This is a genomic window from Micrococcus sp. 63XJN7_8_ISO-PGPR-S23-253, assembly GCF_056173425.1.
In genome coordinates this window covers 1,143,590-1,159,144 of record NZ_CM149673.1, presented here as the reverse complement: position 1 = coordinate 1,159,144, position 15,555 = coordinate 1,143,590, and the positions used below count along the sequence as shown (strand labels likewise).

General features: G+C 73.5%; 13 protein-coding genes. 8 read left to right on the top strand and 5 right to left on the bottom strand.

What is annotated here, in order from left to right; genetic code table 11:
• Positions 1–6 precede the first annotated feature (6 nt).
• Entirely contained in the window at positions 7–765 is a 759-nt protein-coding gene (locus AC0VX4_RS05320; protein WP_002855338.1) for an SDR family oxidoreductase, read from the top strand.
• Between the two features lie 73 nt (positions 766–838).
• Here AC0VX4_RS05320 and serB read toward each other — a convergent pair whose 3' ends face one another.
• Positions 839–1,675 carry a phosphoserine phosphatase SerB gene (gene serB / locus AC0VX4_RS05315; protein WP_475464661.1) on the bottom strand — a complete coding sequence of 279 codons (837 nt, stop codon included), beginning with the start codon at positions 1,673–1,675 and terminating at the stop codon, positions 839–841.
• An 86-nt stretch (positions 1,676–1,761) separates the two neighbouring features.
• Between serB and AC0VX4_RS05310 the strand changes: the two genes are divergently transcribed.
• The 5 genes from AC0VX4_RS05310 (at position 1,762) to AC0VX4_RS05290 (ending at position 5,792) form a co-directional block, all read left to right on the top strand.
• Positions 1,762–2,586, top strand: coding sequence for an ABC transporter ATP-binding protein (locus tag AC0VX4_RS05310; RefSeq protein ID WP_119217286.1), 825 nt, complete (start codon positions 1,762–1,764; stop codon positions 2,584–2,586).
• On the top strand, positions 2,583–3,428 hold the full coding sequence (locus AC0VX4_RS05305) for a sulfite exporter TauE/SafE family protein (RefSeq protein WP_475464660.1): 846 nt from the start codon (positions 2,583–2,585) through the stop codon (positions 3,426–3,428). The genes AC0VX4_RS05310 and AC0VX4_RS05305 overlap by 4 nt, the downstream gene beginning before the upstream one ends.
• Positions 3,421–4,263, top strand: a complete 843-nt coding sequence (locus tag AC0VX4_RS05300; protein ID WP_002853876.1) for a TrmH family RNA methyltransferase — start codon at positions 3,421–3,423, stop codon at positions 4,261–4,263. The genes AC0VX4_RS05305 and AC0VX4_RS05300 overlap by 8 nt, the downstream gene beginning before the upstream one ends.
• 109 nt (positions 4,264–4,372) lie before the next feature.
• Positions 4,373–4,630 carry a type B 50S ribosomal protein L31 gene (locus AC0VX4_RS05295; protein WP_002855042.1) on the top strand — a complete coding sequence of 86 codons (258 nt, stop codon included), beginning with the start codon at positions 4,373–4,375 and terminating at the stop codon, positions 4,628–4,630.
• A 103-nt stretch (positions 4,631–4,733) separates the two neighbouring features.
• Positions 4,734–5,792 (top strand): lipoate--protein ligase family protein, encoded by a 1,059-nt coding sequence (locus AC0VX4_RS05290; RefSeq protein WP_475464659.1) that lies wholly within the window; start codon positions 4,734–4,736, stop codon positions 5,790–5,792.
• An 81-nt stretch (positions 5,793–5,873) separates the two neighbouring features.
• Here AC0VX4_RS05290 and pepN read toward each other — a convergent pair whose 3' ends face one another.
• Together pepN and glgC are read right to left on the bottom strand one after the other, a co-directional pair.
• The gene (gene pepN / locus AC0VX4_RS05285) at positions 5,874–8,522 is read right to left on the bottom strand and encodes an aminopeptidase N (protein ID WP_475464658.1); all 2,649 of its coding nucleotides are present in this window, start codon (positions 8,520–8,522) and stop codon (positions 5,874–5,876) included.
• 103 nt (positions 8,523–8,625) lie between these two features.
• The gene (gene glgC / locus AC0VX4_RS05280; RefSeq protein ID WP_002855045.1) at positions 8,626–9,870 is read right to left on the bottom strand and encodes a glucose-1-phosphate adenylyltransferase; all 1,245 of its coding nucleotides are present in this window, start codon (positions 9,868–9,870) and stop codon (positions 8,626–8,628) included.
• A 113-nt stretch (positions 9,871–9,983) separates the two neighbouring features.
• On the opposite strand from glgC, the gene glgA reads away from it, so the two are divergent.
• On the top strand, positions 9,984–11,180 hold the full coding sequence (gene glgA / locus AC0VX4_RS05275; protein ID WP_002855046.1) for a glycogen synthase: 1,197 nt from the start codon (positions 9,984–9,986) through the stop codon (positions 11,178–11,180).
• 75 nt (positions 11,181–11,255) lie between these two features.
• Here glgA and AC0VX4_RS05270 read toward each other — a convergent pair whose 3' ends face one another.
• Positions 11,256–13,379 (bottom strand): acyl-CoA dehydrogenase family protein, encoded by a 2,124-nt coding sequence (locus AC0VX4_RS05270; protein WP_002855048.1) that lies wholly within the window; start codon positions 13,377–13,379, stop codon positions 11,256–11,258.
• Positions 13,376–14,089, bottom strand: coding sequence for a TetR/AcrR family transcriptional regulator (locus AC0VX4_RS05265; protein WP_002855049.1), 714 nt, complete (start codon positions 14,087–14,089; stop codon positions 13,376–13,378). Before AC0VX4_RS05265 ends, AC0VX4_RS05270 begins: the two co-directional genes overlap by 4 nt.
• A 119-nt stretch (positions 14,090–14,208) precedes the next feature.
• On the opposite strand from AC0VX4_RS05265, the gene AC0VX4_RS05260 reads away from it, so the two are divergent.
• Positions 14,209–15,552, top strand: coding sequence for an acetyl-CoA C-acetyltransferase (locus tag AC0VX4_RS05260; protein ID WP_002855050.1), 1,344 nt, complete (start codon positions 14,209–14,211; stop codon positions 15,550–15,552).
• Positions 15,553–15,555: the final 3 nt, after the last annotated feature.

The window sequence follows — 15,555 nt, the reverse complement described above, 5'->3', positions numbered from 1 at the left end:
CAGAACATGACCGAGCAGGACCTGGCCGGACGCGGCGTCGTCGTCACCGGCTCCTCCCGCGGCATCGGAGCCGCCACCGCCGAGCTGCTGGCCGCCCGCGGCGCGGGCGTCGTGGTGAACTACCGCCAGAAGGCGCCGCGCGCGAACAAGGTGGTGCAGAAGATCGAGGAGGCCGGCGGCCGCGCCGTGGCCGTGGGCGGCGACGTGACCGTCGCCGAGGACCGGGCCGCGCTGCTGGACGCCGCCGTGGAGCACTTCGGCTCGCTGGACGTGCTGGTGCTCAACGCCTCGGGCGGCATGGAGTCCCAGTTCGGCGAGGACTACGCCCTGAAGCTCAACCGTGACGCCCAGGCCGCGCTGGCCGACGCCGCGCTCGAGCGCATGGACGGGGGCGGGCAGATCGTGTTCGTGACCTCCCACCAGGCGCACTTCATCGACGAGGTCGCCACGATGGACTCCTACGAGCCCGTGGCCCGCTCCAAGCGCGCCGGCGAGGACGCCCTGCGCGAGCGCATCCCCGCGTTCACGGAGAAGGGCGTGGGCTTCGTGGTGGTCTCCGGCGACATGATCGAGGGCACCATCACCGCCACCCTGCTCAACCGCGCCGAGCCCGGTGCCATCGAGGCCCGCCGCGAGGCCGCCGGCAGGCTCTACTCCGTGGAGGAGTTCGCCGCCGAGATCGCCTCCCTCGTGGGCCGCGACGACCTCGAGGTCGGCCACACCGAGCTCGTGGGCGGCGCCGAGGACTTCCTCCAGCAGAGCTGAACCGCACCACACCCCTGACGACGAGGGCCGGATCCGTGGGATCCGGCCCTCGTGACCTCCGGGCGCGGGCGCCTCAGAGACCGAGGAGCCACCGCAGAGGGGTGAAGGAGGGCACGTCGACGACGACGTCCGCGTGCTCCCGGAGGATCGGCTTCGCGCACAGGGCCACGCCGCAGCCGGCCGCCTCGAGCAGGTCGATGTCGTTGGCGCCGTCGCCCACACCCACGGCCTGCTCGGGGGTGAGCCCCGCGTCCTCGGCCCAGGCGCGCAGCATGGCGGCCTTCGCCGCGCGGTCCACCACGTCGCCGAGCACCTTCCCGGTGAGGTGCCCGTCCCGGACCTCGAGCTCGTTGGCGCAGTAGGCGTGCACGCCCCACGCCTCGGCCAGCGGGGCGAGCACCTGGGTGAAGCCGCCGGAGACCGCGCACACCCGGCCGCCGGCCGCGGTGACGGCCTCGATCAGCGCGAGGGCTCCGTCGGTGGGCCGGATGGCCCGCACCACGTCCGCCACGACGCCCACGGGCAGCCCCGCGAGCGCCTCGACGCGCGCGTGCAGCGAGGCGGCGAAGTCGAGCTCGCCGCGCATCGCCCGCTCCGTCACCTCGGCGACCTCGGCCTCGCGGCCGGCGTGGGCGGCGAGCAGCTCGATGACCTCCTGCCGGATCAGCGTGGAGTCCACGTCCGTCACCACGAGGGGCGCCGGTGCGGCGGCGACCGCCGCCGGCAGCGTGAGCACGTCCCACCCGGAGCCCGGCTCCGGGGCCGCGGCCCACTCGTCCGCGGCGAAGCGCCAGCCCAGCAGGCCGTCGTCGGTGAGCCGCTCGGCGTCGTCGGGCACGCCGGCCGGGGGCGCGTCCGTGACGAGGAGGGCGGGGTCGGCGGTGACGACGAGGCGGCGCAGGGTGCTCATGCGCGGCATCCTAGGCGGGGGTGCGGGCGCGGCCGGGCGTGCGTCGCATCGGCGACGCGCAGGCCAGCCGGACTAGGCTGGCCCCCATGACCACCCCCGCGCCTCTCGACGACTGGTTCCTCCCGGATGAGGACGCCGTGCTGCAGATGCGCCGCGTGCGCGTGCGCCGCGGCACCACCGACATCCTCGGCCCCCTGGACTGGACGGTCCGCGCGGGGCAGCGGTGGATCGTGATGGGCCCGAACGGCGCCGGCAAGTCCACGCTGCTCCAGCTGGCCGCGGCCCGCCTGCACCCGACCGCCGGCGACGTCGGCGTGCTGGACGAGGTGCTCGGCGCCGTCGACGTGTTCGAGCTGCGCCCGCGCATCGGCCTGTCTTCCGCCCAGCTCGCCGCCCAGGTGCCCGCGAACGAGACCGTGCAGGACGCCGTCGTCACCGCCGCCTACGGGATCACCGGCACGTGGCGCGAGCGGTACGAGACGGAGGATCGCGCCCGCGCGCTCGGCCTCGTGGCGACCTGGGGGCTCTCCCGCCTCGCGCACCGCGCGTTCGGCACCCTCTCCGACGGTGAGCGCAAGCGCGTGCTCATCGCCCGTGCCCTGATGACCGATCCCGAGCTGCTCCTGCTGGACGAGCCCGCCGCGGGCCTGGACCTCGCCGGGCGGGAGGACCTCGTGCGCCAGCTGACGGCGCTCGCCACGGACGAGGACGCGCCCGCCCTGGTCCTCGTCACGCACCACCTCGAGGAGGTGCCCCCGGGCTTCACGCATGCCCTGCTGCTGCGGGACGGCGGCGTCGTGGCGGCCGGGCCCATCGAGTCGACGCTCACCGAGGAGCACCTCTCCGCGGCGTTCGGCACGGACCTGAAGGTGACCCGCACCGGCGGTCGGTACACCGCCGTCGCCCGGTGACGGGGCTGCTGACCGCGCAGCTGCTGGGCATGGACCTGTGGCAGGTCCTGCTCGTGCTGCTCGCGGGGTTCTGGGCCGGCACGATCAACTCGGTGATCGGCTCGGGCACGCTCGTCACCTTCCCGACGCTCGTGGCGGTCGGGTTCCCGCCCGTGACGGCCCAGGTCTCCAACGCGATGGGCCTGGTGGCCTCGGGCTTCTCCGGCACGTACGGGTACCGCCGCGAGCTGGCCCAGTCCCGGGCGCTCCTGCCGAAGCTGACCGTCGCGTCCCTGCTCGGCGGGGTCATCGGCGCCGCGCTGCTCACCACGCTGCCCCCGGCCGTGTTCGGCTACGTCGCGCCGGTGCTGCTCGTGGTGGCCCTGACGGTCGTCGTGCTGCAGCCGCGCATCCAGGGGTGGGTCCGGCGTCGGGCGGAGGACCAGGGACCGACCCCCGGCGCGGACTCTCCCGTGCCGGTGGGCCCCGTGACCCCGACGCTGTGGACGCTCGTGTTCCTGACCGGCATCTACGGCGGCTACTTCGTGGCCGCCCAGGGTGTCATGCTCATGGCGATCTTCGGCGTGCTGCTGGTGGGCGGCACCCTCGTGCACGCCAACGCGGTGAAGACGTGGCTGTCGCTGGTGGTCAACCTCACCGCCGCCGCGTTCTACCTGCTCTTCGCCTTCGACCGCATCGACTGGCGGGCCGTCCTGTTGATCGCGCTCTCCTCACTTGTGGGCGGGCTCGTGGGCGCGCGGATCGGGCGGCGCATCTCGCCCACGGCGCTGCGCGTCACCATCGTGATCGTGGGCCTGGCCGGGCTGGTGGTCATGGTGATGCGGCAGGTCGCGGGTGGGTGAGGGCGGGACCCGCGAGGTGCGCCTGGAGCGGATCGAGGACCTCGCCGACCCCCGCCTGGCCCCCTACACGACCATGACGGACGCGGCCCTGCGCCGTCGCGTCGACGCGGAGCACGGCGTCTTCCTCGCCGAGTCCTCCCAGGTGGTCCGCCGCGCGCTGGACGCCGGACACACCCCGCGCTCCTTCCTGCTGGGGGACCGCTACCGCGAGTCCTTCGCGGACGTGCTCGCCGCCCATCCGGACGTCCCGGTCTTCACCGGACCCGACGACGTGCTCGAGGCCCTCACGGGGTTCCACCTGCACCGCGGCGCCCTGGCCGCGATGGACCGCCCCGCACCCCGGCCGCTCGCCGACGTCCTCGCGGGCGCCCGGCGCGTGCTCATCGCCGAGGACCTCGTGGACCACACGAACCTGGGCGCCGTGGTGCGCTCCGCCGTCGCCCTCGGCTGGGACGCGCTGCTGCTCACCCCGCAGGCCGCCGACCCGCTGTACCGGCGCGCCATCCGCGTCTCGATGGGCACGGTGTTCCGCCTGCCGTGGGCGCGCCTGCCCGGTCCGGTCGCCGCGTCGCTGCCCGCGCTGCGGGCGGCCGGGTTCGCGGTGGCCGCCCTCGAGGTGACGGAGCGCGCCGTGGGCCTGGACTCCGCTCGGATCGAGCCGCTGCGCACCGCCGAGCGCCTGGCCCTCGTCCTCGGCCAGGAGGGGCCGGGGGTCCGTCCCGAGACCCTCGCCCAGACCGACGCCGACGTCGTCATCCCCATGCCCGACGGCGTCGACTCGCTGAACGTGGCCGCGGCCGCGGCGGTCGCGCTGTGGGAGCTGCGCGCGCGCTGACCGGCCCGGGTGCGGTAGAGTGGGCGGCTGGCCCGCCCTCCGGCAGGCCCCCTGACCACACCTCTCGCGCCCCTGGTCCCAATCAGGCGGCTGAAACGAAGGATGCACCATGAAGTCTGAGATCCACCCGGATTACCGCTACGTCATCTTCAACGACCTCGCCTCCGGTGAGAAGATCCTCACCCGCACCACCGCGAACTCCGACAAGACCGCGGAGTGGACCGATGGCAACACCTACCCGGTGATCGACGTCGAGATCTCGGCCGCCTCGCACCCGTTCTACACGGGCAAGCAGCGCATCATGGACACCGCCGGCCGCGTCGAGCGCTTCAACGCCCGCTTCAAGGGCTTCGGCGGCAAGAAGTGACCGCGGCGGCCTGAGCCGCACGCACAGCACGACGACGGGCCCCGCGCCCCCGGAGCGATCCGGGCGGTGCGGGGCCCGTCGCGTCGCCCGTAGGCTGACGGGCATGACGACTCTCCACGGTGAATACAAGGTGATCGGCGGCAAGCTGGTCGCGGCGGACCTGAGCCTCGCGGACGGCCGGATCGCGACGGCGAGCATCAACGGCGACTTCTTCCTCGAGCCGGACGAGGCGCTCGAGGACCTCAACGCGGCGGTGGCCGGGCTGTCCACGGACGCCGAGCACCGCGTCATCCGGGAGGCCGTCGAGCGGGGTCTGCGACCCGAGGCCGAGCTGTTCGGCGTGGACGCCTTCGCGGTCGCCTCGGCCGTGCGCCGCGCCCTCGGCAAGGCGACCACGTGGGAGGACCACGAGTGGGAGGTCATCGGGCCCGAGCCGATGCCGATCGCGCTGACCGTGGCCCTGGACGAGGTGCTCACCCGACAGGTGGCCGAGGGGCGACGCAAGCCGACCATGCGCCTGTGGCAGTGGAACGAGCCGGCCGTGGTGATCGGCGCCTTCCAGTCCCTGGCCAACGAGGTGGACCCCGAGGGAGCGCGGCGGCACGGCATCAACGTGGTGCGGCGGATCTCCGGCGGCGGCGCGATGTTCATGGAGGCGGACAACTGCGTCACGTACTCGATGCACGTGCCGTCGTCGCTGGTCGACGGGCTGGAGACGGCGGAGACCTACCCGTTCCTGGACGAGTGGACCATGGACGCGCTCTCCCGGCTCGGCGTGCACGCGTTCTACCAGCCGCTCAACGACATCGCCACGGACCAGGGGAAGATCGGCGGCGCCGCGCAGAAGCGGGTGGGCACGGCCGGGCTCCTGCACCACGTGACGATGAGCTATGACATCGACGCGGACAAGATGCTCGAGGTGCTGCGCATCGGCCGGGAGAAGCTGCGCGGCAAGGGGGTGGCCTCGGCGAAGAAGCGGGTGGACCCGCTCCGCCGCCAGACCGGCGTCTCCCGCGCGGAGATCTGGGAGACCATGATGACCACCTTCGAGGAGCGCTACGGCGCCCGCCGCGTCGAGCTGGACGAGGCCACCCGCGAGGAGGCCGAGCAGCTGGCCCGCACCAAGTTCACGACCCCGGAGTGGACGGCGCGGGTGCCCTGAGCCACCGTGGTCACGACACGCCGTCTCTCCCGCAGGGACGCGGCGTGTCGTGACCACGGTGGGCTGGACCGGGCCGGCGGCTCAGCCCGCCGGCTGCACCGCCTGCACGCGCAGGGACCGCCGCAGGGCGTCCGTGTGCTCCACGACCAGGCGCCGCAGGGCACCTGGGGCGTCCGGGTGCTCGTCCAGCCAGCGCTGGGCCGCGGCCAGCGTCGGGTGCGACTCCTGCGCGCCGGCGCCGCCGGCCACCGCGTCCTGGCGGCCCGGGAACAGCCCGCCGATCGCGCGCGAGGCCAGCCCGTTGGACCGCGAGGACCACACCGAGGTCAGGCGCGGCCAGAAGCCGGACTCGTAGGGGGCGAGGAGCTCGACCTCGCCCGCGGCGAAGCCGGCCGCCGTGGCCGAGAGCAGGTCGTTGGACAGCTCCGTGCCGGTGGCCGTGCGACCGGACATGACCGCCTCCCACGCCGCGGCCTTGACCTCGGCCTCGGGGCGGGCGGCCGTGGCGAGGCGATGCCACGTGACCGTCTGGGCGGTGCGGCCGGCCTCGAGCTCCGCGTCCAGGCGGTCCTGGTCGGCTCGGCCGGTCGCGGCGAGGGCCTGGAGCACGAGCCAGCGCAGCTCCGCGTCGATCGCCAGGCCCGGCGCCGACGTCGCCGCGTCCTCGCCGAGCAGGGCGGCTTCGAGGGCCGCGGCCATCCCGACGTCGGCCCGCGCCAGCGTCGCCCACGTGCGGGCCGCGGTGCGCTGGCGGTCGGAGCCGGCCTCGAGCGTCCGGGTCTGTTCGGCCAGCACCTCGCCCAGTCGAGCGCGCAGAGCGTCCCGGTCCTCGGCGCGGGAGTACTGGCCCACGGCCGCGGCGGCCTGCGCCAGCACCTGCGCGTGCACGCCCACGGTCGCGATCCGCGCGGACAGCGTCGCGACCGCGTCGAGGAACCGGGCGACCGGCAGCTCGCCGTCGCGGGTCATCGACCACAGGGCGGCCCACACGGTGGCCTCCGCGAGCGGGTCCGCGATGGGGTGCGTCAGGGCCGCGCGCAGCGAGTCCGCGTCGAGCGCGGCGGCGGCGTAGGTGAGGTCCTCGTCGTTGGGCAGCACGAGGCGGACGCCCCCGGGGACCTCGAGGTCCGGCAGGGGCACGGCCGCGCCCTCCGCCCCGCCCGGCACGTCGGCGGTGACCTGGGCGGTGCGGCGCAGGACGCCGTCCTGCCCGGGCGTGAACACGCCGACCTTCAGCACGTGCGGGCGGAGGATCGGCCCGCCCGTGACCGGGTCCGTGCCCTCCTGGCGCAGCACCGGGGCGTCGCCGTCGACGTCGACCCGCAGCCGGGGCACGCCGGAGGTGTGCAGCCACGCGTCCGCCCACGCGCGCATGTCCCGCCCGGAGGCGGCCTCGAGCGCGGCCATGAAGTCGGCGAGGGAGGCGTTGCCCCACGCGTGGGCGGCGAAGTAGCGGTGCGCGGCGTCGAGGAACGCGTCACGGCCCACGTAGGCGGCCAGCTGCTTGAGCACGGAGGCGCCCTTGGCGTAGGTGATGCCGTCGAAGTTCTGACGGGCGGCCTCGAGGTCGACGATGTCCGCGACGATGGGGTGCGTCGTCGGCATCTGGTCCTGCACGTACGCCCAGGCCTTGCGGCGGGACGCGAAGGTCACCCACGCGGTCCGGAAGTCGGTGGCCTCGTCCACGCCGAGGGCGCCCATGTAGTCCGCGAACGACTCCTTGAGCCACAGGTCGTCCCACCAGTGCATCGTCACGAGGTCGCCGAACCACATGTGCGCCATCTCGTGCAGGATCACGTTGGCCCGGCCCTCGTACTGGACCGCGGTGGCCCGCGAGGTGAACACGAAGTCCTCGGTGAAGGTCACGAGGCCCGGGTTCTCCATGGCGCCGAGGTTGTACTCGGGCACGAACGCCTGGTCGTACTTGCCCCACGGATAGGCGACGCCGAAGAGGTCGTGGAAGAACGTCAGCCCCCGCTTCGTCACGTCGAACACGGCCTCGGGGTCGAACGCGTCGGCCATCGTGCGCCGGGTGAACAGCCGCAGCGGCACGGCCTGCGCACCGCCGGCCGGGTGACCGTCCCAGGCGTCCTCCCACTGCGCATAGGGGCCGGCGAGCAGCGCCGTGATGTAGGTGGACTGGGGGAGCGTCGGGGCGAACTCCACCCGGACGACACCGTCCCCGGCCGGCGTCCGGGACACCTCCGGTCGGTTCGAGGCCAGCACCCAGTCCTCAGGCCCGGTGAGGGAGAAGGTGAAGGCGGCCTTGAGGTCCGGCTGCTCGAAGTCCGGGAACACGCGGCGCGCGTCGGCGGGCTCGTACTGGGTGTAGAGGTAGACCTCGCCGTCGGCGGGGTCCGTGAAGCGGTGCAGGCCCTCGCCCGACCGGGAGTACACGGACCGGCCGACCAGCTCGACCACGTTCTGCGCCGCCAGGTCGGGCAGCAGCACCCGGGCCTCGCCCACGACCTCGGCCACGTCCAGCGCCGTGCCGTTGAGGGTCACCGACTCCACACCCCCGTGGATCCAGTCCAGGTGGGTCTGCGCGCCCGGCTCGGCGCACGCGAAGCGGATCACGGTGCGGACCGGATAGGTGTCGGTCGCGGCGTCCCGGGCGTCGGAGAGGTCCACGTCCACGACGTAGTCCTGCACCGTGAGCAGGCGGGAGCGGTCTGCGGCCTCAGCGCGGGTGACGTTGGTGGCGTCGAGGTCGGGGGTGGTGTCGGTCAAGGCGAGCCTCCGGTCGGGGATCCAGCGGGGACGGCGACGCGCGGACACACCGGGGCGTGCCCGCGCGTCGGCGGTGGTCCGGGACCGGCGGCCCGGGGCCGCGTCAGTGCGGCTTCGGGACGGGCTGGCCCTTGGAGAGCACCGTCAGGCCGGATTCTGTCACGGTGTAGCCGTTCGCCTCGTCCTCCGCCCGGTCGAAGCCGATGCGCGCGCCCGGGGGCACGACCACGTTCTTGTCCAGGATCGCGTTGCGCACGTGGGCCCCCTCGCCGATCACCACGGAGTCCAGCAGCACCGACTGCTCCACCCACGCCTCGTTCTGCACGCGCACGTCCGTGGAGAGCACGGACTGGGCCACGGTGCCGCCGGAGATGACCACGCCCTGGGAGAGGATCGAGTCGTTCGCCGAGCCGGGGCGGCGGGTGGACGAGCGCACCAGCTTGGCCGGCGGGGAGACGGACTGGCGGGTGTAGAGCGGCCACTCCCGGTTGTAGAGGTTGAACTCCGGCCACGGCTGCACCAGGTCCATGTGCGCGTCGTAGTAGGAGTCCAGGGTGCCGACGTCCCGCCAGTAGTGCTTGCCGGCCGTGCCCCCGGGCACCTCGTTGGCGGTGAAGTCGTACACCCCGGCCTCGCCGCGCTCCACGAACAGCGGGATGATGTCCCCACCCATGTCGTTGTTCGACTCCGGGTTCTCCTCGTCCTGGTTCAGCGCCGCCACGAGGGCGTCCGTGTCGAACACGTAGTTGCCCATCGAGGCCAGGAACTGCGTGGGGTCGTCCGGCAGGCCGGGGGTCGTCTCCGGCTTCTCCACGAACGCCGAGATCCGCGTCCTGTCCTGCGGGTCCGTCTCGATCACCCCGAACGAGGAGGCCAGCTCGAGCGGCTGGCGCACCGCGGCCACGGTCGCCTTGGCGCCCGAGGCGATGTGCTGGTCCACCATCTGTTGGAAGTCCATGTGGTAGACGTGGTCCGCGCCGATGACGACGACGATGTCCGGCCGTGCATCGTGGATCAGGTTCATGGACTGGTAGATCGCGTTCGCGCTGCCCGTGAACCAGTCCTTGCCTCGGCGCTGCTGCGCCGGCACGGAGGCCACGTAGTTGTTCAGCAGCGTGGACATCCGCCACGTCTCGGAGATGTGGCGGTCCAGCGAGTGCGACTTGTACTGCGTCAGCACGACGATCTCGCGGTACCGGCTGTTGACCAGGTTGGACAGCGCGAAGTCGATGAGGCGGTACGTGCCGCCGAACGGGACGGCCGGCTTGGCACGGTCGGCCGTCAGCGGCATCAGGCGCTTGCCCTCACCGCCCGCCAGCACGACCGAGAGGACCTTCTTCTGCACCATCTGCGTCACTCCTCGTGAGCCGGGTCGTCGCGACCCGCACGCGTGCTCGGGGCGTGCGGGGCATCCGTGCCGCCAGACTATCGACCCCCGCCGGGCTGAACTAGGTTGGGGGCGTGCGCATCGACATCGTGAGCAAAGAGTTCCCCCCGTCCATCTACGGCGGTGCCGGCGTCCACGTCGCCGAGCTGACCCGCGTCCTCGCCTCCCGCGTCGACGTCCGCGTGCACGCCTTCGGCGAGCCGCGTGACCCGGACTACCACGGGGCCCGCGTCCTGACGTACCCGAACCCGCCCGGGTTCGACGCCGCCAACGGGGCCGTGCAGACCCTGGCCACCGACCTCACGATCCTCGGCGACCTCGAGGGCGCCGACGTCATCCACTCCCACACCTGGTACGCCAACCTGGCCGGCCACCTCGGCAAGCTCCTGCACGAGGCCCCCCACGTCCTCTCCGCGCACTCCCTCGAGCCGCTGCGCCCCTGGAAGGCGGAGCAGCTCGGCGGCGGCTACGCCCTGTCCAGCTGGGCCGAGCGCACGGCGTACCTCGGGGCGGACGCGGTCATCGCGGTCTCGGACGGCATGCGTCGGGACATCCTGGCCTGCTACCCGGACGTGGACCCGGCGAAGGTGCACACGGTCCACAACGGCATCGACACGCAGGTCTGGACCCCGCAGACCGGCACCGCCGCACTGGAGAAGTACGGAATCGACCCGGACAAGCCCTCCGTCGCATTCGTCGGCCGCATCACGCGCCAGAAGGGCGTGCCCCACCTGCTCCGTGCGGCCCTGCGGCTGCCGGAGGACGTCCAGCTCGTGCTGTGCGTGGGCGCCCCGGACACCGCGGAGCTGGCGCACGAGGTCAACGGACTGATCGCCGAGCTGCGGCGCACCCGCCAGGGCGTCGTCGTGATCGAGGGGATGATCCCGCGCCACGAGGTGATGGAGATCCTCACGGCCGCCACCGTGTTCGCCTGCCCCTCGGTCTACGAGCCGCTGGGCATCGTCAACCTCGAGGCGATGGCGTGCGGCACCGCCGTCGTCGCCTCCGCCGTGGGCGGCATCCCGGAGGTCGTGCAGGACGGCGAGACCGGCCTGCTCGTGCCCTTCGAGCAGGTCGACGACGGCACGGGGGCGCCCGTGGACGAGGAGGGGTTCGCCGCCGACTTCGCGGCCGCGCTCACCCGCGTCGTGGAGGACCCGGAGCGCGCCCGCGCGATGGGTGAGGCCGGCCGGGCACGCGCGATTGAGCACTTCTCGTGGGAGACCATCGCGGAGCGCACGATCGAGGTCTACGAGGCCGTGCTGCGCTGAGCCCGCCCGATCACACACACGGGCCCCCGCCACCGCGAGGTGACGGGGGCCCGGTGCGTCCGGGGACGGCCGCGGTCAGCCGCGGCGACCCCGCGCCGCCTTCTCGCGGGCGCGCACGGCCTTCTCGTCCTCCGGCTCCTCGCCGGCGGCCCGGCGGGCCGTGAACCAGGCGTGGGCCTCCTCCTGGCGCTGGGTCTCGGCGTCCGTGGCCACCGCCATGCGCAGGTGCTCGGGCTCGAGGCCGAACGCCTCGACGAGCTCGAGGGCGAAGGGGCGCAGCCGCTCGGCGAGCCGGTTGACGTAGCCGCGCAGGGCCCGGGCGCGCTGGCTCGAGACGCGGCCGTGGGCCACGAACCAGCCGAGGTCGTCCTCGATGAGGCGCAGCGCGAAGAGGTCGCGCAGCCACGTCAAGACAGTCTTCGTGGTCTCATCCGTGATGCCCTCCAGGGCGCGGGTGAAGGCCTCCCACTGCAGCAGCTCGCCGTGGTTGCGGGCGGCCTCGATGAGCTCGTGCTGGCGCGTGTTGAACGCCTCCGCCTGGGCCGCCTGGCCCTTGCCCCGGGCCCCCGAGAGGGTGCCGGCGACGTCGGCGGTCTTGGCGCGGACGCGCTCGGTGAGCAGCTCATGCTGCACGGCGGGGTCCTTGAACCAGTTCGCGGAGCGGCGCTCGGACCCGCCGTCGGCCACGGACTGGACGACCTTGTGCAGGCCCGCACGGTGGATGGCGTCCGAGGCCTGATGGACCACGTAGCGGGAGACGGCGCCCACGTTGAGACGTCCGAACTCCTTCGAGTAGTCGGTCAGCAGACGCTTGCCCACCAGCTGCAGGAGCACCGTGTTGTCGCCCTCGAATGTGACGTACACGTCCAGGTCGGCGCGCATCTGGGCCACCCGGTTCTCGGCGAGGAACCCGGCGCCGCCGCACGCCTCGCGGGCCTCCTGCAGGGTGTCCAGGGCGTGCCACGTGGTCAGGGGCTTCACGGCCGCGGCGAGCGTCTCGAGCTCCTGCCGGTCCACGTCCGTGTCGGAGCGGCCGGAGAAGACGTCGTCGAACTTCTCGACGAGCTCGTTGGAGGCGAAGGCGTCCGCGTAGGCGCGGGCCAGGCGGTCGATGAGGCGGCGCTGGTGGTTCTGGTAGTCCAGCAGCACCTCCTCCCGCTGCGGGTCGGAGGCGTTGAACTGGCGGCGCTGCTCCGCGTAGGCCAGCGCACCGTGCAGGCCGAGGAAGGAGGCCGTGGTGGCGGCGAGGGACAGGGAGACGCGGCCCTGGACGAGCGTGCCGAGCATCGTGAAGAAACGACGCCCGGGGGAGGCGATGGGCGAGGAGTAGGTCCCGTCCTCGGCCACGTCGCCGTAGCGGTTGAGCAGGTTGGTGCGCGGGATGCGGACCTGGGTGAAGTGCAGACGGCCGTTGTCGATGCCGTTCAGTCCGCCCTTGAGGCCGTCGTCCTCGCCGCCCACGCCGGGCAGGAAGGCACCCTTCTCGTCCCGGATGGGGACGTAGAAGCAGTGCACGCCGTGGTTGACGCCCCGGGTGATCAGCTGCGCGAAGACCGTGGCCGCCCTGCCGTGCAGCGCGGCGTTGCCGAGGTAGTCCTTCCAGGCGCCCTTGAACGGGGTGTGGATGACGAACTCCTGGGTCGCCTCGTCGTACGTGGCGGTCGTGGCGATCGAGGCGACGTCCGAGCCGTGCCCGATCTCGGTCATGGCGAAGGCGCCCGGGACGCTCAGGTCCATCGCGCCCGGCAGCCACCGGCGGTGGTGCTCCGCGGTGCCCAGGTGCAGGATCGCCGAGCTGAACAGGCCCCACTGCACACCGGCCTTGATCTGCAGGGAGGGGTCAGCGAGCACGAGGTCACCGAAGGCGGCGAGGTTGCCGCCGTGGTTGTCCTCGCCGCCGAACTCGCGCGGGAAGGCGCGATGGACCGCGTTGCGCTCCACGAGGACGCCCAGCTGCCGCAGGACGCGGGCGCGGTGCTCGTCCATGCCGAGCAGCGGGTCGCGCCACAGGGCGGGGTCCTTGGCGAGTTCGCGGGATTCGCGGCGCTCCGCGGCCCAGCGGCCGAGGAGGGCCTCCTCGAGGGCCGCGGCGTCGAGGGAGCCGGGCGTCGGCCGCTCGGGCGCGATCTCGGCGACGTCGGAGGGAACCTCGGTGCTGTGCGTCGGGGACTGGGGGGCGAGCTTCTCGTGGACGGTCATGACGATGCTCCTGTTCGTGAGTGGGGGCGGGCGCGGTCGGCGTCCGCCGCCGCGGGTTCGAGGGAGGCGCCGGGCGCGGCGCCGAGGAGGCCGGTGAGCAGCCAGTCGGCGATGGCGCGGGCCATCGCCTCGACCGGAATGCGCCCGGCGGCCGGGGTCCGCAGCCAGGTCTCGGCGGCGGCCCGGACGAGGCCGACGGCGGCGCGCGGCCACAGGGCGAGCGGGTCCGCCGGCGCCGGGGCGTGGCCCCGCGCGGCCATCCCGCGTACCAGGCCCGACTCGAGCACCGCGTAGACGCGCTCGAGGAACGGGCCCAGCACAGGGGCCTCGGCCGTGGCGGGGGACGGGGCGACGGCGAACGCGTACACCTCGGGCGACGTCGCCGCGACCGTGAGGTACACCTCGACCATGCGACGCAGCGCCTCGGGCTCGGAGACCGGTTCGTCCGCGACCTCGAGCAGGCGGCGCTCCATGTGGGCGGTGACCCGCTCGGACACCGCCAGGCGCAGGCCCTCGCGGTCGCCGAAGTAGCGGTAGTAGACGGTCTTGGAGGTGCCTGCGTGGGACGCGATCTCCTCCATCGAGGCGTGTGCGCCCAGGGCGTGCACGGCCGACCGGGCGGCCCGGACCAGTTCCAGACGGCGCTCGGCGCGGTGCCGGTCCCAGCGGACGCTGCGACCGTCCCGGGCGGTGGACGTGACGGGGTTCACGAAACCGAGCGTATCAGGTACTGTGGGTCACAGTCACCCACCCCGCCGACGTCCGTATCGTCCGGGGTGAAAACGCCCCCCGCCGCGTCGGCGGTGGGCCCGCCGTCGAGAGGACCGTCATGACCCACCACGAGACCCCCGCGTCCGAGACCGCCTCCCGCCCCGCCGTCGCCGGCGGAGCGCTGCGCCCCGCCGTCATCCTGGGCGGCAACCGCATCCCCTTCGCCCGCGCCAACACCGCCTACGCCGAGGTCGGGAACCAGGAGATGCTCACGGCCACGCTCGACGGCCTCGTCGCGCGGTTCGGGCTCCAGGGCGAGCGCCTCGGCCAGGTCACCGCCGGCGCCGTCCTCAAGCACCCGCGCAACTTCAACCTCACCCGCGAGGCCGTCCTGGGCTCCGCGCTCTCCGCCGCGACCCCCGCCGCCGACGTCCAGGTGGCCTGCGCCACCGGCATGGAGGCCCTGGGCACCCTCGCCAACAAGATCCGGCTCGGCCAGCTCGACTCCGCCATCGGCGGCGGCGTGGACTCGATCTCGGACGCACCCGTCTCGCTCTCCGACGGCGCGCGCCGCGTGCTGCTGCAGCTCAACACCGCCAAGACCACGAAGGACCGCCTGCGCGCCCTCGCCCAGCTGCGCCCCGGGCAGCTCGTGCCCGAGCCGGCCGGCGCGGGCGAGCCGCGCACCGGCATGTCCATGGGCGAGCACCAGGCCCTGACCACCCACAAGTGGGGCATCACCCGTCAGGCCCAGGACGAGCTCGCCGCGGCCTCCCACCGGAACCTCGGCGCCGCCTACGCCGCCGGGTACATGGACGATCTGGTGACCCCGTTCCACGGCCTGGCCCGCGACAACAACCTCCGCCCCGACTCCACGCCGGAGAAGCTGGCCGGCCTGAAGCCCGCGTTCGGCCGCCAGCTGGGGGACGAGGCGACCATGACGGCCGGCAACTCCACCCCGCTCACCGACGGCGCCTCCGCGGTGCTGCTCTCCTCCGAGGAGTGGGCCGCCGAGCGCGGGCTGCCCGTGCTCGCCGAGTTCGTGGACATGGAGAACGCCGCCGTGGACTTCGTCGACGGGCACGAGGGCCTGCTCATGGCCCCCGCCTACGCCGTCCCGCGCCTGCTGGCCCGGCACGGGCTCACCCTCGACGACCTCGACTTCGTGGAGATCCACGAGGCGTTCGCCGGCACCGTCCTGTCCACGCTCGCCGCCTGGGAGGACGAGGAGTACTGCCGCGAGCGCCTCGGGCTGCCGGGTGCGCTGGGCTCGGTGGACCGCGCCCGGCTCAACGTGCACGGCTCCTCGTTGGCGGCCGGTCACCCCTTCGCCGCCACCGGCGGCCGCATCGTCGCCCTGCTGGCCAAGATGCTGCATGAGAAGGGGGAGGGCTCCCTCGGCCTCATCTCCGTCTGTGCTGCCGGCGGCCAGGGCATCGTCGCCCTGCTCCGCGGCCGCTGAGCC